Source organism: Pseudoalteromonas sp. NZS71_1 (assembly GCF_015864305.1).
Classification (GTDB): domain Bacteria; phylum Pseudomonadota; class Gammaproteobacteria; order Enterobacterales; family Alteromonadaceae; genus Pseudoalteromonas; species Pseudoalteromonas arctica.
Genome location: NZ_JADYXM010000006.1, coordinates 155,745 through 175,783, shown reverse-complemented (window position 1 = coordinate 175,783; position 20,039 = coordinate 155,745). Strand labels below are relative to the sequence as shown.

The 20,039-nt window shown below is 38.6% G+C and carries 18 protein-coding genes; 7 read left to right on the top strand and 11 right to left on the bottom strand.

Annotation, left to right across the window (positions count from 1 at the left end):
- Positions 1 to 26: 26 nt before the first annotated feature.
- Both I6F43_RS11400 and I6F43_RS11395 read right to left on the bottom strand, forming a co-directional pair.
- Complete coding sequence (locus I6F43_RS11400; RefSeq protein ID WP_024590902.1) at positions 27 to 1,349, bottom strand: glycoside-pentoside-hexuronide (GPH):cation symporter; 1,323 nt, start codon at positions 1,347 to 1,349, stop codon at positions 27 to 29.
- A 46-nt stretch (positions 1,350 to 1,395) separates the two neighbouring features.
- Positions 1,396 to 2,724 (bottom strand): GH1 family beta-glucosidase, encoded by a 1,329-nt coding sequence (locus tag I6F43_RS11395; protein ID WP_197102388.1) that lies wholly within the window; start codon positions 2,722 to 2,724, stop codon positions 1,396 to 1,398.
- A 258-nt stretch (positions 2,725 to 2,982) separates the two neighbouring features.
- On the opposite strand from I6F43_RS11395, the gene I6F43_RS11390 reads away from it, so the two are divergent.
- Together I6F43_RS11390 and I6F43_RS11385 are read left to right on the top strand one after the other, a co-directional pair.
- Entirely contained in the window at positions 2,983 to 4,257 is a 1,275-nt protein-coding gene (locus I6F43_RS11390; RefSeq protein ID WP_197102387.1) for a sugar MFS transporter, read from the top strand.
- Positions 4,257 to 6,809, top strand: a complete 2,553-nt coding sequence (locus I6F43_RS11385) for a glycoside hydrolase family 3 protein (protein ID WP_197102386.1) — start codon at positions 4,257 to 4,259, stop codon at positions 6,807 to 6,809. The genes I6F43_RS11390 and I6F43_RS11385 overlap by 1 nt, the downstream gene beginning before the upstream one ends.
- A gap of 189 nt (positions 6,810 to 6,998) precedes the next feature.
- Here the strand turns inward: I6F43_RS11385 and I6F43_RS11380 are convergent, their stop codons facing one another.
- A complete protein-coding gene (locus I6F43_RS11380; protein ID WP_002959792.1) occupies positions 6,999 to 7,952 on the bottom strand; it encodes a GGDEF domain-containing protein in 954 nt (317 codons plus the stop codon).
- 354 nt (positions 7,953 to 8,306) lie between these two features.
- On the bottom strand, positions 8,307 to 9,197 hold the full coding sequence (locus I6F43_RS11375) for a TIGR01777 family oxidoreductase (RefSeq protein WP_197102385.1): 891 nt from the start codon (positions 9,195 to 9,197) through the stop codon (positions 8,307 to 8,309).
- A gap of 170 nt (positions 9,198 to 9,367) precedes the next feature.
- Between I6F43_RS11375 and I6F43_RS11370 the strand changes: the two genes are divergently transcribed.
- Positions 9,368 to 10,405, top strand: a complete 1,038-nt coding sequence (locus I6F43_RS11370; RefSeq protein ID WP_170070738.1) for an AI-2E family transporter — start codon at positions 9,368 to 9,370, stop codon at positions 10,403 to 10,405.
- 69 nt (positions 10,406 to 10,474) lie between these two features.
- On the opposite strand, the gene I6F43_RS11365 is transcribed toward I6F43_RS11370, so the two are convergent.
- The 6 genes from I6F43_RS11365 to I6F43_RS11340 form a co-directional block, all read right to left on the bottom strand.
- The gene (locus I6F43_RS11365; RefSeq protein ID WP_197102384.1) at positions 10,475 to 11,554 is read right to left on the bottom strand and encodes a flavin monoamine oxidase family protein; all 1,080 of its coding nucleotides are present in this window, start codon (positions 11,552 to 11,554) and stop codon (positions 10,475 to 10,477) included.
- A gap of 280 nt (positions 11,555 to 11,834) precedes the next feature.
- Positions 11,835 to 12,245, bottom strand: a complete 411-nt coding sequence (locus I6F43_RS11360; RefSeq protein ID WP_007585278.1) for a hypothetical protein — start codon at positions 12,243 to 12,245, stop codon at positions 11,835 to 11,837.
- Positions 12,232 to 13,569 (bottom strand): ATP-binding protein, encoded by a 1,338-nt coding sequence (locus I6F43_RS11355; protein ID WP_010552535.1) that lies wholly within the window; start codon positions 13,567 to 13,569, stop codon positions 12,232 to 12,234. The genes I6F43_RS11360 and I6F43_RS11355 overlap by 14 nt, the downstream gene beginning before the upstream one ends.
- A complete protein-coding gene (locus I6F43_RS11350; protein WP_007375447.1) occupies positions 13,563 to 14,237 on the bottom strand; it encodes a response regulator transcription factor in 675 nt (224 codons plus the stop codon). Before I6F43_RS11350 ends, I6F43_RS11355 begins: the two co-directional genes overlap by 7 nt.
- Positions 14,238 to 14,240: 3 nt before the next feature.
- Positions 14,241 to 14,498 (bottom strand): PepSY domain-containing protein, encoded by a 258-nt coding sequence (locus tag I6F43_RS11345; protein ID WP_002959808.1) that lies wholly within the window; start codon positions 14,496 to 14,498, stop codon positions 14,241 to 14,243.
- Positions 14,499 to 14,660: 162 nt separating this feature from the next.
- Positions 14,661 to 14,963, bottom strand: a complete 303-nt coding sequence (locus tag I6F43_RS11340; RefSeq protein WP_010552536.1) for a YciI family protein — start codon at positions 14,961 to 14,963, stop codon at positions 14,661 to 14,663.
- 189 nt (positions 14,964 to 15,152) lie between these two features.
- On the opposite strand from I6F43_RS11340, the gene I6F43_RS11335 reads away from it, so the two are divergent.
- Both I6F43_RS11335 and I6F43_RS11330 read left to right on the top strand, forming a co-directional pair.
- Positions 15,153 to 16,577, top strand: coding sequence for a sodium-dependent transporter (locus I6F43_RS11335; protein ID WP_010552537.1), 1,425 nt, complete (start codon positions 15,153 to 15,155; stop codon positions 16,575 to 16,577).
- Positions 16,578 to 16,852: 275 nt separating this feature from the next.
- Entirely contained in the window at positions 16,853 to 17,305 is a 453-nt protein-coding gene (locus I6F43_RS11330; protein WP_165726361.1) for a DUF1311 domain-containing protein, read from the top strand.
- A 53-nt stretch (positions 17,306 to 17,358) separates the two neighbouring features.
- Here I6F43_RS11330 and moeA read toward each other — a convergent pair whose 3' ends face one another.
- Positions 17,359 to 18,576, bottom strand: coding sequence for a molybdopterin molybdotransferase MoeA (gene moeA, locus I6F43_RS11325; protein WP_197102377.1), 1,218 nt, complete (start codon positions 18,574 to 18,576; stop codon positions 17,359 to 17,361).
- A gap of 45 nt (positions 18,577 to 18,621) precedes the next feature.
- Here moeA and modA point away from each other — a divergent pair, with 45 nt between their 5' ends.
- Both modA and modB read left to right on the top strand, forming a co-directional pair.
- Complete coding sequence (modA, locus tag I6F43_RS11320; protein ID WP_197102375.1) at positions 18,622 to 19,374, top strand: molybdate ABC transporter substrate-binding protein; 753 nt, start codon at positions 18,622 to 18,624, stop codon at positions 19,372 to 19,374.
- On the top strand, positions 19,361 to 20,038 hold the full coding sequence (gene modB, locus I6F43_RS11315; RefSeq protein WP_002959821.1) for a molybdate ABC transporter permease subunit: 678 nt from the start codon (positions 19,361 to 19,363) through the stop codon (positions 20,036 to 20,038). Before modA ends, modB begins: the two co-directional genes overlap by 14 nt.
- Position 20,039 lies beyond the last annotated feature (1 nt).

Sequence of the window (20,039 nt, the reverse complement as noted above, 5' to 3'; positions counted from 1 at the left end):
CTAAATAATACCTTAGAGTATATATCTTAACTAGCTGTTAGTTTAGATTGAATATTTTCAACAACCTGATTAGTCAGTGTATATTTTTTCATTATGTAGGCAACAAATAATGAGCCAAAAGCAGGTAGTACAGTGAATGACAGTAAAATACCGTGTTGGGTATCAAGAGTTTGTACTGCATCGGCCTGATAACTGTAAAAAGATAACAACCAGCCTGCAATTGCGCCGCCTACAGCCACGCCCATTTTAATAAAAAATATAACGCCTGAATAAACCAAACCCGTAATGCGTACCCCTGTTTTTTCATGCCCGTAATCTATGGTGTCGGCCATTTTTGCCCACAACAACGGGGTTGCCATATCTAAAAAGAATTTCCATAAAATAAAGGCAGTAAATGCGAGTACTAATTGATCTTTACTAATAAAGTAACTAAAACCACAAATAGCGGCGGCAATAACTTGTAAGCTTATATAGGCCTTTATTTTACAAAAGCGCTTTGCAAGTGGTTGAGCTAAAGCACAACCTACCATGCTGGCTGCAACACCTAGCGTCATAAATAAAGTGATTAAATCGTCTCGACCTAAATAGTATTTTACGTAGTAAACAGCAAGCGTAAGCCTTAATACTTGCCCGGTAAGTAAAAAGAATGCAGCTAAGCAAAGTGTTCGCCATTGATCGTTTTTAATTAATGCTTTAACACTTTGGGCAAAAGGAATGTTTTGCTCTTTAGGCTGTTGTATACGCTCTTTTGTGCCTAAAAAACAAAGTAAAAACAGTACAAAACCTAAAATACTCATTGCAGTCATTGTGTATTGATAGCCCTTGGCTGCATCGCCTTGGCCAAAGTACTCAACCATTGGCATAGTACAACCCGCTACTATTACGCCGCCTAGCATACCAAATACAAACCGGTAAGACTGAATAGTCACGCGCTCTTTTACATCAGCCGTAAGTACGCCGCCCAATGCACAATAAGGAATATTGATAGCGGTGTAGACAACCATAAGCAGAGTGTAAGTAGTAAAGGCATAAATTATTTTATCGGTGCCTTCTAAATCGGGCGTAGTGAACGCTAAAATACTAATAATGGCAAAAGGGAGGGCAAGCCAAAGTAAATAGGGGCGAAAGTGCCCCCAGCGCGTATGTGTTTTGTCAGCAAGGTTGCCCATTAACGGGTCGGTTACGGCATCAAAAATACGCACTGCTAAAAACATAGTACCTACAACAGCAGGCGATAAACCCACTACGTCTGTGTAGTACAGCATTAAAAACATCATAACTGTTTGAAAAATAATATTACTGGCGGTGTCGCCTAAGCCATACGCTATTTTTTCTTTTACACTGACCATGATTGTTTATCCCGCTTTATACTTGTTTTTAGTTGTGGGTATACTCTTATCTTTTAGAGATGAGTTCTTTATAAGCTAAGCCACTATTTTTAATGGTGCGTTGCTGCGTCTTATAATCTACATACACAATACCAAAACGTTTTAAATAACCTTCTGCCCACTCAAAGTTATCCATTAAGCTCCAAGCAAAGTAGCCATCTATAACAACACCTTGTTCAATCGCATTGTGAACCGCATTTAAGTGATCATTATAGTAATTTAAACGATCTAAGTCGTTAACTTCACCATTATTATATGTATCGGGCATGGCTGCGCCATTTTCTGTTATATAAATAGGCGGTAGGGTGTATGTTTTATTTAGCGATACGAGCAAGTCGGTGAACGATTGCGGATAAATTTCCCATCCCATATCAGTCAACGGACCCGTTGGTGCAATGGGTTCATAAATGTCAGTAGGATGCGCCTTATAAACTTGGCGGGTATAAAAGTTGATGCCTAAGTAATCAATTGGCTGAGAAATTAATTCCATATCACCAGGGTGTATGTCTGGTAAATGATTGCTTGGTAATTGGTTTATTATATCGGGGTATTTACCATCCATTATTGGTTTCATGTACCACTGATTTAAGTAGTCATCAGCGTATTTGGCACTGTCTATGTCTTGTTGATTATCGGTAAGTGGATATGCGGGTGTAAAGTTAAGCACAATGCCGTTTTGAGTATTAGGCGATGTTTTATTTAGCACGTTCATGGCCAGACCATGAGCGAGTAATAAGTGATGAGCTGCTTTTTTACCATACTGCTTGCCGACTAAGCCCGGGGCATGTATGCCAATTTCGTAACCCAAAAACGCGCTGCAAAAGGGTTCGTTTAATGTAGCGTAAGAATACACTCGTGTTCCAAATGCGTTAGTAATTAGTTCTACGTATTGCTCAAATGCATAAGCTGTTTTTCTGTTGAGCCAGCCGCCTTCATCTTCAAGGTGTTGCGGTAAATCCCAGTGGTACAAAGTAACAAAGGCTTTTATATTTTTTCGTTTTAGCTCATCTAAAATATCAGTATAAAACTTAACGCCTACAGGATTTAACTTTCCGTCTTGAGTCATCACGCGAGGCCATGAAATAGAAAGCCTGTAAGCATCAACACCTAGAGACTCTATTAAATCTATGTCTTGTTGCCAATTGTTGTAATGATCGCAGGCAATATGACCATGTGAATTGTCAGCAATTTTACCTGCAGTACTACAAAAGGTATCCCAAATACACGGTAAGCGATGCTCATACCCGCCCTCTATCTGAAATGATGCTGTAGCTACACCATAAACAAAGTCTTTTGTTAATAGAGGTGAATTAAATGGTAATGATATTTTTGTCATTGGTTACAAACCTTTTTGAGAACTTAATTGCACGCTTAGCGCTTATTTTTACTGACTTTCAGCGGGTACAAAACATTATTAAAAATAAAAGTTGTTGAAATATGTAACATGTTCGTATTTAATTAGCCGTGAAAGCGCTTACATTTTTAGATTAATGTTAATTAATCTTCAGGTCAACTCTTAAATACTGCGCCTTAGCGGGGGTTGTATTAATTACTTACTGAAGATCAATTTATAATAATAAATTGCGGAGAGCACATGGCTAGTTCAGCACCACTGACATCACACACACAGTCGCAAAACCACCAAGATAAAAACTATGGTTTTGCACTTACATCTTTAACTTCACTGTTTTTTATGTGGGGTTTTATTACCTGCTTAAATGATATTTTGATTCCGCATTTAAAAGCGGTTTTCGATTTAACGTATGTACAAGCAATGCTTGTGCAGTTTTGCTTTTTTGGCGCTTACTTTTTAATGTCACTCCCTAGTGGACACATTGTTAAAAAGCTTGGTTATAAAAAAGGAATCGTGGTTGGGCTTTTAATTGCGGCAGTAGGGTGTGTCTTATTTTACCCAGCAGCGTCTTTACATAGTTATCCTGTATTTTTATTCGCTTTATTTGTACTTGCCAGTGGCATAACGTTATTACAAGTATCTGCAAATCCTTATGTAAGTTTGTTGGGTTCAGCAAAAACTGCGTCGTCTCGTTTAACGCTTACTCAAGCTTTTAACGCGTTAGGTACTACGGTTGCGCCATCATTTGGTGCTCTGTTAATTCTGGACTCAGCGTCAGAAGCCTTTTTAACACCTGCACAAAATGCAGAGTCAGTTCAACTTCCTTACCTCCTTTTAGCTGCAATGCTTATTTTACTAGCCGGTATTTTTGCTTGGCTTAAATTACCAGACATTATGAGCGAGCAAAAAGAAGCGGCTAAAAACTCAGAAAAAATTGAAGGCAGTGCATGGCAGTATCGCCATCTTGTATTAGGTGCTGTGGGTATATTTATGTATGTTGGCGCAGAAGTGGCAATTGGTAGCTTTTTAGTAAGCTTTTTAGCGCAAGAACATATTGCAGGACTAAAAGAGCATGCTGCAGCTCATTACATCACTTATTATTTTGGTGGTGCTATGGTTGGGCGTTTTATTGGTGCTGCTGTAATGCAAAAATTACCCGCTGGTAAAGTACTTGGCTTTAACGCGACCATGGCTATTATCTTAGTCGTTATTGCCATGAGCACGTCGGGTCAATTAGCAATGTGGTCAATACTATTGGTTGGTTTATTCAATTCTATTATGTTCCCCACTATTTTTAGTTTAGCGTTAAATGGACTTGGTAAGCATACCGCTCAAGGCTCTGGTATTTTGTGTTTGGCGATTGTAGGTGGTGCAATAGTGCCACTTTTACAAGGTGCACTTGCTGATAGTGTGGGTGTTCAACTTTCGTATGTTTTACCTATTTTATGTTACATATTTATCGTGTTCTATGGTTTAAGCGGTAGCAAACCAGTTCAAGCGCAGGAGACTCTATAATGAAAACCCCTTTTACACTTAATAAAATAGCCTTAGCAACATTAATTGCATCAGTAGGTACTTTATCGGCTTGTTCAAACGACGCAGTAACATCGGTTGAAACTAATGAAACGTTATCTAAAACAGCGCAAATTTGGCCAAAACTTAATATTGCCGTTAAAAAAGATGCCGATATTGAAGCTAAAATAGTTAACTATTTAAAAGCCATGACACTTGAGCAAAAGGTTGCTCAAATGATTCAGCCAGAAATTCGTGATATTACCGTTGAAGACATGCGTAAATATGGCTTTGGTTCATATCTTAATGGCGGTGGTGCATTCCCTAATGGCGACAAACATGCAACACCAATGGACTGGGTAGCCTTAGCAGAGAGCTTTTATCAAGCTTCTGTCGATGACTCAGTTGATGGCAGTAGTATCCCAACTATGTGGGGCACCGATGCAGTACATGGCCATAATAATGTAATTGGTGCCACGTTATTTCCGCACAACATTGGTTTAGGCGCGGCGAATAATCCTGATTTAATCGAGCAAATAGCATCGATTACTGCAGTAGAGGTAATGGCTACGGGGATAGATTGGGTATTTGCACCCACAGTTGCCGTAGTGCGCGACGATCGCTGGGGCAGAACGTACGAAGGCTACTCAGAAGATCCAAAAATTGTACATGATTACTCAGCAGCCATAGTAAATGGCTTACAAGGTAAAGCCGATGGCGACTTTTTAAGTGACAAGCGTGTAATTAGTACCGTTAAACACTTTATTGGCGACGGTGGCACGGTTGATGGGGATGATCAGGGAAATAATATAGATAGCGAACAGTCGCTATTTGATATTCATGCCCAAGGTTATGTAGGTGGCTTGTCTGCAGGTAGCCAATCGGTTATGGCATCGTTCAATAGCTGGAATGGCGTTAAAAATCACGGCAATAAATATTTACTTACTGATGTATTAAAAACACGAATGGGTTTTGATGGATTCGTAGTAGGCGATTGGAATGGCCATGGGCAAATTGAAGGCTGTACTAACGAAAGTTGTGCACAAGCCGTTAATGCTGGCCTTGATATTTTCATGGTCCCAACAGGTGCCTGGAAGCCTCTTTATAACAACACAATTGCGCAAGTTAAGTCAGGCGAAATTAGTATGTCGCGTATTGATGACGCAGTGAGCAGAATATTACGCGTAAAACTTCGCGCTGGTTTATTTGATAAACCAAGCCCGGCTAAGCGTCTTTACTCTGGAAAAACAGAGCTAATTGGTGCCCAAGAGCACCGCGAAGTAGCACGTCAAGCTGTGCGCGAATCGCTTGTATTACTCAAAAATAAAAATAACCTATTGCCTATCGCAGCTAATCAACGCGTACTTGTTGCAGGTGATGGTGCTGATAATATAGGTAAACAGTCGGGTGGTTGGAGTATTACGTGGCAGGGGACTAATAATAAAAATGCTGATTTCCCTGGAGCAACGTCAATTTACAAAGGGCTTGAAGAGCAAATATCTGCAGCAGGTGGAAGTGTTACTTTAAGTGCTGATGGTACGTTTGAACAACGTCCTGATGTTGCTATTGTTGTATTTGGTGAAGAACCTTACGCAGAAGGGCACGGCGATAAAGATAACCTTGAGTTTGAGCGCGGAAATAAAAAGTCATTAGCACTTTTAAACTCGCTAAAAGAGCAAGGCATTCCTGTTGTATCGGTGTTTATATCAGGTCGACCTATGTGGGTTAACAGCGAACTTAACGCATCTGACGCGTTTGTAGCTGCATGGTTACCAGGTACAGAAGGCGCAGGTATTGCTGATGTTTTATTAAAAGCGGCAGACGGCACCATTCAAAATAACTTTAAAGGTAAATTATCGTTTTCTTGGCCTAAATCAGCGGTACAAACTGCGGTTAATAAAGGCGATGAAAATTACGACCCATTACTCCCTTATGGTTTTGGTTTAACGTACGGCGATAAAAACGTGTTAGCTGACGACCTTGATGAAGACTCTAAACTTGATAACTCAGGGCTTACGAGTATGGATATACTTGTTGGTGCACCTGTAGCACCATGGCGCTTATTGTTAAAATCGGGCAATGAGCTTTTAGATGTATCGAGTAGTACTCATGAATTTGGTGCAATTAAATACCGAACTGAGGACAAAATAGTACAAGAAGACGCGCGCCAATTTAACTTTAGCGGTGCAGAAAAAGCCAGTGCTGAAATAGTAACAAGCTTTGCAGAAGATACCATTGCCTACGTTGAAGCCGATAGTGTGATTAGCTTTGATATTAAATTAAACGAAGCACTAACGAGCGATATAGCACTTGCTATGACTTGCTCGGGCGAATGTGGTGCAAGCATTGATTTAGCAAACGTTGTAGATAAAAGCATTGAGAATAAATGGCAGTCAGTATCAATCGATTTAGGTTGTTTTGCTGATAAGGGTGTTAATTTTGCAAACCTAACAAGCCCATTTAGCTTACGCAGCAATGGTAAAGCGTCAATTTCTGTGGCTAATATTCAGTTTGTGCCAAATAAGGCAGGCGAAGCTACACTGTCTTGTAAGTAGTTTATTAACTCTATTGTGTGTATACCAAAGCCCTTCGAATGAAGGGCTTTTTTTATGTAGAGGATTAATACTAACCTGCATAAATACTTGAGCTAATTGATATAACTAAATAGGAACAAGTCGCTATAAATACAAAGGGTTACCACGTTTTTATAGGAGGAACCTTTTTTATAATAGCTTGTAAAATAATTAGCACTGCATTAAGAGGTTTTTTTCGTCAAAGCTAACTACTTTATCTCTGCCGGTTTCTTTAGCAAGATAAAGGCGTTTATCAGCCAACGACAGTAAGTCTTTTACACTCATTTTACCATTTACAGAGTGACTCACTCCCGCGCTCACAGATAGTTTTATATGCGCGTTTTGATAATAAAACGGATGCTTAGAAATATTTTCACGTAAGTGCTCTGCATATTCTTTAGCTGCTCGTAGGGAATAGTCTGGTAGTAATATTGCAAATTCTTCACCGCCTATTCTGGCGCAAATACCCTCATCAATAAATTGCTCTTTTATGTGCTGCGCAATCCATTTAATTGCTTGATCGCCCGTGTCGTGGCCGTACTTATCGTTTACATGCTTAAAAAAGTCAATATCTAGAATAATTATAGATACATTTATATCATTGTTATTAGGTTGTTTAAGGACTGCTTTGGCGTTATTAAAGAAACCTCTGCGATTAAATAACTGTGTAAGAGAGTCGGTATTGGCAAGGTTCGATAGCGTATATTCACTATTAGAAAATAACAAAAATGGCAGTATAAGAGCACTCAGTGTGGCTAATAGTAAATGACTAATAAGCACAATTTGCAAAGGGGTTGCTACATCTTGAATACTCGAACTAAGTACCGGTATTGATAGAAATATAGCATTTAAAAACATAACTCCACTGTGCACTAAAAAGCAGGTAATTAACGCCTTTTTCTGGGCTTTAGCAACAAAGCTCATGCTTTTGATTAAATACGCTGTGTAAATAAATAATCCGGCAATTACTAAACTCGTTAGCATTTTTGCTGCACCGAAAGGATAAATTGCCAATAACAATAAGCTAGAAAAACCAAATATGCAGTAAAGAGGCATTAAGCTAATATTTTGTACGTTTTTGTATTTATATAGTCCAACAATAATTAAAAGTGGGCTAGTAATCATTGAAACACTAGCTAAATAGTGGGTTATTAAAGGAAGATCTATGTATAAGCGCAAACATGCCAGTATTTCGGCTAATGCAAATGTGGCACAGGCTAAACCAAATAATAAAAAAGATGTTTGTTTTTTATATTTATAAATTGAGAGAAAAAATAAGCTTATGAACAAGTTAAGGATAAAAGAGAAGAAGATCACAGTAGGCAAATGAAACATGATTTATTCTCTTTATTATAAAATGATGAAATATATATTTAACTAACTGTTGTAATTATTATGTATTAATAAGAAAAGGTCAATTCAGTTAAAAGGATTGCTTTTTCAATTTTTATATTTTACCTCAAGAATTATTAACGCCCGCTAAACCAAACTCTCTAAAGCTGATTTAATATCAGGATGATGAAAATGATAATTATGAACGAGTGCTTTTTTAGGGACTACAAATTGCCCCGTTGTTAGTAAGTCTGACATTTCACCCATTAATAGTTTAAGTGCTGCAGTGGGCATAGGGATAAATGCAGGTCGTGATAACGTCTCGCCTAAGCTTTTACTAAATTGAGCGTTGCTCACAGGGTTTGGTGCAGTTGCGTTAACAGGACCTGATATTTCAGGATGTCTAATAATAAAAAGTATTAGCTGAATCATATCGTCGATGTGTATCCACGACATACCTTGCTCGCCATCACCAATAGGGCCGCCTAAACACAATTTAAAAGCGGGTAGCATTTTACTTAATGCCCCACCTTTTTTGGCCAAAACAATACCCGTGCGTAATAGGCACACTCTGGTTTGTTCTGATTGCGCAAGTAGCGCTGCATTTTCCCAGTCTTTACAAAGCTGGTGGCTAAATTCATCATGCGGATTTTCACAGGTTTCATCAATAGGGTTACTATTTTGTCGACCATAAAAGCCAACAGCACTTCCAGAGATAAAAGTATGCGGGGGAGTGCTACAAGCTTTAATAGCTTCGCTAATTTGTTGTGTAATACCAATACGGCTGTCGCGTATTATTTGCTTTTGCTTGTCGCTCCAGCGTTTATTTACAATTGGTTCGCCAGCTATATTAATAACAATATCAACGGTGTTAAAATCTACTGTATTAACATTGCTTACGGCTTTAACTTTATGTCCCAGTAATACGTTAGCTTTAGTTGGATTTCGGCTAAGCACAGTAACAGTATTATGATGAAGTAAAAAAGGGCATAAGTGCTTACCAATTAATCCCGTCGCGCCAGTAACAAATATATGCATTATTAATCCTTACAATAAAATAGTAGCAAGTGATTAAAAAACATACTCGCTAGCAAACAGCTTTGCAAATTTATACGTAAAACAGGCTTTTATGATCACTTCGTCATTATTTCATTTAATTACCTTTTGCCTTACACTAAGGCCATATAATTAATAAAAGGATTAATAAATTGGCAAGTTTAACTGGAGTAAATAAAAGCTTAATAGTTTTTGCTTCCTTAGTGGTCGTACTCGCGGGGATAAAAGCAGCAAGTGTAATTATTATTCCGTTTATTTTGGCAGCGTTTATTGCCATTATTTGTAATCCGCTAATCAAGTTTTTTGCGCGCTACCGAATTCCTAAAGGCATTGCTGTTATGTTGGTGGTGCTTATTATAGTTGGCTTAGGTGTGAGCCTTGGCGGGCTTGTAGGGCAGTCAATAAATGATTTTTCGCAGCAACTTCCTGAGTATAAAACACAACTCAAAGAAGAATTTGTATGGCTGGTAGATTTAGCATCTCAATACAATATATTGATCAATAAAGATCAGTTAATCAATATGTTCGACCCAGGTAAAATGGTTGATGTAGCCACCAATATGCTCACCGGTTTAGGTGGCGTAATGGCAAACATGTTTTTAATTATTTTAACTGTTGTTTTTATGCTGTTTGAAGGGCCAATGCTGAGCAAAAAAATACACATGGCACTTGAAGATCCTGATAGCAAAATGAAGCAAATTGACCGCTTTTTAGAGTCTATTAATTCATATTTGGCAATTAAAACGCTAGTAAGTTTAGGTACGGGTATTATTGCTGCGTTTTACTTATGGATTTTGGATGTAGACTACTTTGTGCTTTGGGGCGTATTGGCGTTTATGTTCAATTACATTCCTAATATTGGGTCAATTATTGCGGCTGTACCGGCAGTATTACTTGCACTTATTACTCAAGGCCCGTTAATTGCGGGATTGGTTGCTGCAGGCTATTTAACAATAAATACGGTAATGGGTAATATTGTAGAGCCTAAATTTTTGGGCAAAGGGCTAGGTCTTTCAACGCTAGTAGTATTTTTATCATTAATATTTTGGGGCTGGTTATTAGGTACTGTAGGTATGCTTTTATCTGTGCCATTAACGATGATTGTAAAAATAGCCCTAGAAGCCAGTGCAGAAGGTAAGTGGGTTGCCACTCTACTAGGCAGTGGCGAAGACGTTGCTAAAAATAACTAACATCTATAACCATCAAGGGCTGTAAAATTAAAGCCCTTGATGGCTACGTTAACAGTAAATACAAGACTATTAATTAACAAACAATTTAATAGCGTCATCCACCGCGTTTATTGCGCCTTCTAAATATCCCGCTTCTTGTTTTGCAAACTCACTCGCTACAAAATGAATATTTAGGTTATTTAATTGCTCATCCAAGCCAGAAAAATCAAATTCTGGGTGCTGTGAAGGCTGAGTTTGATCGTCTCTATTCGCTACAAACTTATCGTCTGCCCAGTCTTTAATAAAGTACCCCGTTGCCTTTTCTGCATCTTTACCATAAAAGTAGCTAAGCTGCTGGGCACAGGCTTGAATTAATTGCTCTTGAGTTACTTGGTTTCGTGATAAGTAGGGCACACCTATAAAGCCAAATAATGCGGCGTAATTGCCATCTTCAGCACTGGCGTCGTGAATTTCGACCATAGGGCCTACGCGGCTAAAGCACTGCCCTGATAAGTTTTTATCACGCCAAAATGCATGTTCAAAAGTAGCTATAAATTTGGCTTGTCCTGCCATCCATGTAGGTACACTACTAAGGCGGTTTATGAGTGCTGGAGTCGCCCATAGTTCAGGTGTTAAGTGTGTTGTAACCATACGAGCAGGAACTGCTGAAATTAGTTTTTCAGTAGTAAAGTGCTTAATATTACCTAAGTGATTAACCGTAATTTGCCAGTTGTTATCACCTTTTTTAAGCTCAGTGACATTGTGTTCTAATAACACAGAATCAGGATTAAGTTGCGCGTATAAGGCAGTTATTAAGGTATTCATGCCGTGCTTAAGCCTAAATAACTGCATATCTCCAGCACCTGCAATTTGTTGAGGCTGCTTGGAATTAGGTGCTTGATATAACACATCACCTTTGTTGTATTGCTCAAATATACTCAAGTTGAGTGACTTTACTAAAGCTTGAATTTTTGGTTGGTGGGGAAATATCCACGTAGGGCCCAAATCAAAACTAACATCGTTATTTATTGGTGATTGCGCGGCAAAAATTCGACCGCCTAATTGCGATTTAGCTTCCAGTAATAAGAACGGAATATTAAGTTGTTGTAATTTATACGCACAGTATAAGCCGGCAAGTCCGCCACCTATAATTATTACTGGTTTAGTCATTTTTATTACCCATTTAGCAATCTACTAGTAGGTAGTTTGTTTTGATATGAATAAATTGTCAAGTAGACTAAAGGGAACTAGTAGTGAAACGTAATACCAATCTGCTTATATACGAGGTCTATTTAACGTTAAGAAAATTACGCTAGAACTAGGCAAAAATTTTTGTATCTAGTTGTTCTAAATAAAAAATTTTTAACGACGTTATAGTGCAATTTAATTCGTTAAATTGATCAAAGATTTATGCAGGTTGGTATAACTAGTCTAGTGCGCTTAAGTTACGTTAAAATGGGTGTTTTAGTGATTCTGTAAATTGATTTATAAGCTCAATTTCACAGAGTTTATAGCTAATGGCCGCTGTTGTCGCATTAGGAAGTTTTATTAAGTAACGCCATTGGCAGGCACTCTCAAGGTACTTTTCGTTATTTTTAATGCTGCGCATAAATAACGGCAATACTTGCGTATTGCCTGTGCTTTCTTGTGATTTAGTTAGCTCATATTTGCGCTTTTGTATCCAACTGCCTTGTGCTTGCTTTGCTTTATCGATCTGGCTATCTAGGCATTGAATATACCGCTTAGCTTCATCGGTTGTTGCTTTAGCGGCTAAAGTACATGCTTCATCTGCAAAGCTGTACTGGCTTGTAGTTAATAGCACAATGGCAGTTAGTTTTAATAAATAGTTACTTTTTGTCATTGTAATTAAACTCTAAGATAAATTGAGCGCCGGCTAAGTTATCAGCATCGGTAATGGTAAGTGTCCCGTTATACGACTTAACTAAATCAGATACAATCGCCATGCCTACGCCGTGTCCGCTTTCGTATGTATCGAGGCGAGTACCACGTGTAAGTAAAGATTCACGTTTATCCTCTGGCACACCAGGGCCATCATCGCTAATTCCAATACACAGAGTTTTACTTTGGATTACTTGTATTTCTACTTGCGAGCGACACGCTTTACAGGCGTTATCAATCAAGTTACCGAGTAATTCCATTAAATCTGTTTGGTCACCTAAAAAGTAATCTTTTTCGGTTACGGTGCAGGTAAAAATAATATCTTTATCACGGTATACTTTTGCCATAGCACTGAGTATTGAATCAAGTACTGGCTTAATGGGTGTTTGCTTTTTCCACGTGTCTGATGCACCGGTTGCAGCACGCTTTAATTGGTGCTCGATCATCACATTAATTCGGTCGAGTTGTTCTTGTGCATCGGCATCGTTTGCCAATGGACTTGATTTTAGTACTGCAAGCGGTGTTTTAAGTGCATGAGCAAGGTCGCTTAATGAGGCTCTGTAGCGCTCTTTTTGGCGCTGTTGCGACTCAAGTAGCAAGTTTAGGTCTGCTTTTATTGTTTGCAGCTCTACAGGGTAGAGGCCTTTAATTTCTTGAATATCACCCGATTCAATCGCTTTTATTTCTTTATCGAGTCGTTGGAGTGGGCGAGCGCTCCAAATAAAACCAATCGCCATTAGGCCTGCAATTGCAATCCCCATGATAAACATCCAATCTACAAGGGTTTGCTTAAAGCCATCCATTATACGAAGTAGAGCGTCGTTACGTTTGACTAATATAAAGCGAGCTTGTTCTGATTGATCTATGTTGTTTAAAATTACAGTCAGGCTAAGTTGCCAGTACGCGGTATTATTATACTCCACACGCCTGAAGTCGGCGGCACCTGCTTTGGTTTCTATTTGTTGAGGTACATAGTTTAAATTTACAGCCGATTCTGAGTTCCAAACAGGGTCATCATCGCGGTAAATCATTGCGTAGGTATCTGAATTTAATCTGTTTAACTCAGGCGCTAAAATAGTGCTGGGCATAATAATACCATGCTCAGTAAAGTCGACTTCAGATATTAGCGAGTAGAGCTGCGCCTCGAGGGTTTTTTCTGTCGCATCAACAAGCGAAGCGTAATACGCTTTGCCAATTGAATAAAATAAGATAGGGAGTGCGACTAATAAAACAAAGACAAGGATAAATCCTTGCCTTATTTTTAACGATATTTGCGGTATTACCACTGGCTTTTAAGCCTGTAACCACGCCCACGTAGTGTTTCTACTGGGTTTAGTACGCCTTCAGGGTCAAGCTTTTTACGCAAACGTAGTACAAATACTTCAATTACGTTTGAATCAAGGTCGAAGTCTTGGTCGTAAATATGCTCAGTAAGTTCTGATTTTGAAATTACTTTTTGCGGATTTACCATTAAGTATTCAAGTACTTTATATTCGTAAGCTGTAAGGCTAAGCTCTTTATCATCAACCCATACCTGTTGTGAACGTGTATGAATTTTAATTGGACCCGCAGTCATTTCTGGATTTGCTTTACCAGCACTGCGACGAATTAATGCATTACAACGTGCAATAAGTTCTTCAACATGAAATGGTTTAGTAAGGTAGTCATCTGCACCTGCATCTAAACCTTCTACTTTATCCTGCCAGCGATCGCGCGCTGTTAAGATTAAAATAGGGATAGTAATGCCTTGTGCTCGTGCTTTATTGATTAGCTCAATACCGTCTATTTTAGGTAAACCTAAATCAACTACGGCCATATCAAGCGGGTATTCTGTAATGTGGAAAAGACCTGCTTCACCATCGTGACATAAATCCACGCTGTAACGTTCTTTTTCTAAAGCATTACGTAGGTTATCTGCTAAATGTAAATCGTCTTCAATAACTAAAATTCGCATTTGTTAATCCTTTTTCACTTCGCCGGTTTTTTTATTTATATGTAAATCAACGACGTGGCCGTCAGATTTGAGTATTCGTACGGTATAAAAATCTGTTTTTTCGGTAATTTTTAAGGTCTTACCGCCTATTGTTTTCTTTGCAAGTATTACGGCTTTCTTTTTGTCCACCTCAGCATGAGATGCTTGGGTGGCCGTCGCTGCTTGAGCAAAGTTAGCTAAGCTAACACAAGCAATAAAACCGAGGCTTAATAATACGCGCATAATGGAAAACTCCTAGACCAGACCCACTTAGTTTAATTAACTAAGTTACTAAAATTCAAGTAAAAACGCTAAATTCGCTTTTATCTCAGCAATTTTAATTAAAATCTTGTGAACAAACCCTGAATTACAGTGCAACACACGCTCTTAGGGTTTAATACACTTTTAAGCAGGGAACACTTTTTTGAAAGGTTTAACAATTGTATTTTCATAGATGCCAGCGGCAACGTAAGGGTCAGCTGCTGCCCACTCTCGAGCTGCTTCTATTGACTCAAACTCAGCAACAACTAATGAACCGGTAAAACCTGCTTCTTGAGGATCTTCACTATCGACTGCCGGAAACGGACCCGCAGTTAATAAACGGTTTTGTGAATCAAGCTCACTAAGGCGTGCTAAATGTGCCGGGCGTGCTGCTTTTCTAAGCTCTAAGCTGTTTTCAACGTCTGTTGAGTGAATCATGTACAACATAAGGAATCTCATAAAAATTGTTAAATTTGATTAACGCAATACTACCACAGCGTTGAAAATTGGTGAATTAAAAGCGTATTTACACAGGTTTACACTTCGATTTTATTTTTAAGCTGTAATTGCTTGAAAATCTCTGTGTAACACTGGTAGAGTCGCTGAAATATACAAAATAATAAAAAGGTTTTATGCATGAGCGAAAATAGAGAACGATTTAGTTCCCGTCTCGGATTCATAATGGCAGCGGCAGGTTCGGCTGTTGGTATTGGTAATTTAGTTGGTTTTCCGGTTTCTGCTACCAAAAATGGTGGTGGCGCATTCTTATTAATTTACGCTTTATTTGTCGTATTTATTTGTTTACCAGTCATGATGGCTGAAATGGCAATGGGTCGTAACGCTCAAAAAGATCCACTTGGTTCGTACAAGCTATTATCTAATAACGATAAAAAATGGAAGCTAGCAGGTTTTTTAGCGGTGCTTACACCATTTATGATTGCTGTGTTTTATATGGTAATTACGGTTTGGATTTTTGGTTACTTAACGCAAACAGGCCTCGGTAATTTAGATTTACTTGCAGATCCTGGCCACTTTGGTGTTTTTATTAATAGTTACACTGTGTTTGGTTATATGGCCGTTGTGGTTATTATTGTTAACTTAATTTTATTAGGGGGTGTTAAACAAGGCATAGAAAAAGCCGCTAAATTTTTAATGCCAGCCTTACTTTTCATGCTACTTGCTTTAGTTACTTATGTATTAACGCTTGATAACGCAATGGCCGGTGTTAAATACTACATTATTCCTGATTTTTCTAAGATGAGTGCAAGTGTACTTAATGGCGCATTAAGCCAAGCGTTTTTCTCGCTATCGCTGGGTATGGGTATATTAATGACTTACGCGTCGTATATTTCTAAAAAGGATGACATTGTAAGTAGCGCGAAAATGGTCGCTATTACAGACTCACTCGTTGCGTTTGTAGCGGGCCTAATGGTGTTGCCCGCTATATTTAGCTTTGATCCAAACACAGACCCATCAGCACTTTCTGACTCGTCTGTATCAATGATTTTTGTATACCTACCTAAAATATTATTAGCACTGCAAAATGATATTGGTTATGTAGGTGCGTCTATTGTTGCGTTCTCATTCTTCTTATTAGTATTTTTTGCAGCGATTACTTCACTTGTTTCAATAGTAGAAGTACCGACAGCAACACTAAGTGACCGTAAAGGTATTAGCCGTAAAAAAGCATTGGGCATCCTTACACTTTCAACCGGTGTACTTACTATTTTATGTACAATGTCGTTTGGTATGATTGACAGCCTTACTTCGTTCACCAGTTATGGCGGCGTTAATAAGAGCTTTTTTGATATTATTGTTGATGTATTTTACGACACAATTTTACCGCTTAATGGCTTAATGGTGTGTTTGTTTGTAATGTACCGCTGGAAAAAAGCACGCTTAACACAAGAGCTAAGCTTAGGTTCGCCTAATTATGCGGGAAGCTTGATGGAAAAGTACGTTAACTTTTCACTTTCAACGTTTATTCCTGTCATTCTAGCTGTGATATTTATAAATACAGTGGCGACTAAGTTTTTTGATTTAAAAATATTTGGTTTTTAAATAGACCTCTTTAAAAGCTTATTGAATAATATAATGCCGCTCAGCTAAGCTTAGCGGCATTTTTTATAGGCGTTTTTTACAGGTATCTGGTCTAACTATTATACCAACCTGCATAAATCTTTGATCAATTTAACGAATTAAATTTCACTATAACGTCGTTAAAAATTTTTTATTTAGAACAACTAGATACAAAAATTTTTGCCTAGTTCTAGCGTAATTTTCTTAACGTTAAATAGACCCCATATATAAGCAGATTGGTATTAAAGAGATTTAAAATGAATAAAATTATTATTGGGTTTGCTTTTGCTATTTCATCATTTGGCGCATTTGCACAAAGCGCTGATGGTTGGCCAGAAGGCGGTGCAATGCACACGGGCAATACTTATAATTTAGAGGGCAATAGATACAAAACTAAAATCAGTAAAATGATGGATGAAATCTACCCACAACTAAATGACGATTACCAAGTAGATGCAGTTAAAGCACAAATAAAAGCATGGGAGCAGTATATAGATGCTACATGTAACGTTGTTGGCATAGCAACGGGTGCCGGTGGCTCTTGGCCCTCAACGTATAGTGTTAAATGCGAAAGAAGCCTAAGTTATGATAGATACTTTGCGACTAAAAATGCGCTAAAGTGTGTTAATAGATTAAGCAAAGAAGAGTTTGTAGGACATAGCGAAAAGTTAAATTGTTTAATTCAAACATTAAATATAAAAATATTTTAAGACCTACATAGCGCTACAGCTAAATTATACAGTTAGCTGTAGCATTTTAGGCTTTATAGCAACTCAATACTTACTGTTGCGCCTTTTTCGATATTGCCGCTTTGTGCTGGCACTACAATTAAGCAGTTAGCTTTACTAAGCGACGAAAGTACACCCGAGCCCTGTTTATTAAACGGGGCAACCACTAAGTCACCTTGCTCGTTAATTGTTGCAGTACCGCGTTGAAAGTCAGCTCTGCCAGGGCGCTTTTTAATAACGGATGTAGTAACCGCGTTAAATCGCATTTTAGGGTTTACTTCACCAAGCCCCGACAGCTTTTGCAGTGCAGGCTCTACTAACTGATTAAACGTAACAGCAGCCGACACAGGGTTACCTGGCAAGCCAAAAAAGTAACTGTTAGCTAGTTTACCAAAGGCAAAAGGTTTGCCTGGTTTCATGGCTATTTTCCAAAAGTGTATTTCGCCAATTTCGTTGAGCACTTCTTTAGTAAAGTCGGCTTCACCAACCGATACACCGCCTGAGCTTATTACGGCATCGGCAAGTTCGTTCGCTTTCAAAAATGCATTAGTGATGAGTTCTTTGTCATCAGGGATAATTCCTAAATCAAGCACGTCTATATTTTTTTGTTGCAGCGCACTAATAATAACAGCGCGGTTGCTTTCAAAAATAGCGCCTTGCTTAAGCGGCTGACCAGGTTCTATTAGCTCATCGCCGGTAGAAAGCACGGCTATTTTTAAGGTTCTTACCACGTCTATATTGGCAATTCCCAAAGATGCAAGTAACCCCACATCAACGGCTTTTAATTTATCGCCTGCTTTTAAAATAACGTCGTCTATAGCAATATCTTCGCCAGCAAAACGCACGTTTTCATTTAGCTCAGGTTGCGCAGTAAACGTAATTTTATCGCCATCAACCGAGGCGTTTTCTTGCATTACAACGCCGTTAGCGCCAGGTGCAATGGCAGCGCCGGTCATTATTCTTACGCATTGACCAGGGGTAAGTGTTCCTTCAAAAACTTGACCTGCAAACACACTACCTACTTGTGTGTAGGTTAAGCTTTTATCTGAAATACACAGCGCATAGCCATCCATTGCAGAGTTGTTATGAGCTGGTACGTTTATAGTTGATTTAACATCGCTTGCTAAAACGCGATCAACGCTTTGCATTATAGTGATGGTTTCAACGTCTTTAACTGGCGTTATTGAGCCAAGTATATTTTGTATTGCAGTTTCAATTGGCAATAAACCGGGTGCATTGCAAACATCGTTCATATATATTGCTTACTTAAATCATTTTATTTTGAAACAATACTTATAATGTCAAAGCTTTACAATACATGGTTGGGTTATTTTTTGCTTATCGCATGCATGCTTTCGTGCGGCGTAAACGCAAAAGAAACGCTGCAAGTAGCCGTAGCGAGTAATTTTAAAACTGTATTGCAAACCCTACTAAAAAAATCCCCATTACCTAATGTTGAAGTGAAAATATCAGCCGCTTCTAGCGGTGTTTTATATTCGCAAATAGTGCATGGCGCACCATTTGATGTGTTTTTATCGGCCGACGATTTTCGACCGCAATCACTTATTAAAGAAGGCTATGCCGAGCAAAGCAGCTTAATCACTTACGCGTTAGGCGAACTTGCTTTGTGGCAACCCAAAGCTGAAAAAGTAAATGATAAAGTAGCCATTGCTAATCCGCGTTTTTCACCATACGGGCGTGCCTCAGAGCACTACGCGAATAACCATTTTAAAAAGCCAGTAAATTATGTGTACGGTAATAATATTACGCATGCATTTCAGTTTGTTGAAAGTGGTAATGTAGGAATAGGGCTGGTGGCTGTTTCATCACTAAAGGCAGCTTACAGTAACACGCAAGATCAAAAATATTTAGATTACACCGTGCTGCCTACAAATCAATATCCCGATATAATTCAACAAGGCGTTATTATTAGCTCGACTAAAAAGCGTGCTAGCGCTAAGCAACTCATGCAATTTCTAATGGCAGAGGCTACGCAGCAACAGTTAATTGAATTAGGTTACAGAATAAAGGACAACAATGCTTCAAAGTGATTTAACCGCGCTGTGGTTAACTATAAAACTTGCCTTTATAACCGCAGTGCTCCTTCTTGTTTTTTGTATTCCACTGGCTTACAAGCTTGCTGGCTATAACGGTAAATTTAAACCATTTTTAGAGGCATTAATTGCAATGCCTTTAGTGCTGCCGCCTACGTTGTTAGGGTTTTACTTACTTGTTTTGTTTTCGCCTGATCACGCTTTTGGGCAGTTTTGGTTTTGGCTAACGGGTACTCAGCTTGCGTTTAGTTTTCAGGGCGTGGTTATTGGCTCGCTTTTTTATTCGCTGCCTTTTGTAATGCAGCCTCTTGTGGCTGGGTTTAAGCATATTAATCAAACCTATAACGAAGCTGCCATTGCGCTTGGGTTAAGCCCGTTTAAACGCTTTGTGCATTTAATTATTCCGCTTTTAAAACCCAGTATTGGTAGCGCATTTGCTTTAGGCTTTGCGCACACATTGGGTGAGTTTGGTTTGGTATTAATGATTGGCGGCAATATTCAGGGGCAAACACAGGTGGTGTCTATTGCGCTTTATGACCATGTTGAATCGTTAAATTATACGGCGGCGCATCAGCTTTCACTTATTTTACTGGCTATTTCGTTTGCCTGTTTAGTGCTGTTATTTAAGTTTAATAAAAGCATTGTAGGGGTTAAGCAATAAC

Excerpts from the sequence above, each read along its gene's own strand:
- I6F43_RS11340 (WP_010552536.1), bottom strand. The coding sequence starts at position 14,963 with ATGTTGTACATGATTCACTCAACAGACGTTGAAAACAGCTTAGAGCTT.
- I6F43_RS11375 (WP_197102385.1), bottom strand. The coding sequence starts at position 9,197 with ATGCATATATTTGTTACTGGCGCGACGGGATTAATTGGTAAGCACTTA.
- I6F43_RS11390 (WP_197102387.1), top strand. The coding sequence starts at position 2,983 with ATGGCTAGTTCAGCACCACTGACATCACACACACAGTCGCAAAACCAC.
- modA (WP_197102375.1), top strand. The coding sequence starts at position 18,622 with ATGTCAAAGCTTTACAATACATGGTTGGGTTATTTTTTGCTTATCGCA.
- I6F43_RS11400 (WP_024590902.1), bottom strand. The coding sequence starts at position 1,349 with ATGGTCAGTGTAAAAGAAAAAATAGCGTATGGCTTAGGCGACACCGCC.
- I6F43_RS11365 (WP_197102384.1), bottom strand. The coding sequence starts at position 11,554 with ATGACTAAACCAGTAATAATTATAGGTGGCGGACTTGCCGGCTTATAC.
- I6F43_RS11350 (WP_007375447.1), bottom strand. The coding sequence starts at position 14,237 with ATGCGAATTTTAGTTATTGAAGACGATTTACATTTAGCAGATAACCTA.
- I6F43_RS11385 (WP_197102386.1), top strand. The coding sequence starts at position 4,257 with ATGAAAACCCCTTTTACACTTAATAAAATAGCCTTAGCAACATTAATT.
- I6F43_RS11360 (WP_007585278.1), bottom strand. The coding sequence starts at position 12,245 with ATGACAAAAAGTAACTATTTATTAAAACTAACTGCCATTGTGCTATTA.
- I6F43_RS11380 (WP_002959792.1), bottom strand. The coding sequence starts at position 7,952 with ATGATTACTAGCCCACTTTTAATTATTGTTGGACTATATAAATACAAA.
- I6F43_RS11395 (WP_197102388.1), bottom strand. The coding sequence starts at position 2,724 with ATGACAAAAATATCATTACCATTTAATTCACCTCTATTAACAAAAGAC.
- I6F43_RS11330 (WP_165726361.1), top strand. The coding sequence starts at position 16,853 with ATGAATAAAATTATTATTGGGTTTGCTTTTGCTATTTCATCATTTGGC.
- I6F43_RS11335 (WP_010552537.1), top strand. The coding sequence starts at position 15,153 with ATGAGCGAAAATAGAGAACGATTTAGTTCCCGTCTCGGATTCATAATG.
- I6F43_RS11345 (WP_002959808.1), bottom strand. The coding sequence starts at position 14,498 with ATGCGCGTATTATTAAGCCTCGGTTTTATTGCTTGTGTTAGCTTAGCT.
- modB (WP_002959821.1), top strand. The coding sequence starts at position 19,361 with ATGCTTCAAAGTGATTTAACCGCGCTGTGGTTAACTATAAAACTTGCC.
- moeA (WP_197102377.1), bottom strand. The coding sequence starts at position 18,576 with ATGAACGATGTTTGCAATGCACCCGGTTTATTGCCAATTGAAACTGCA.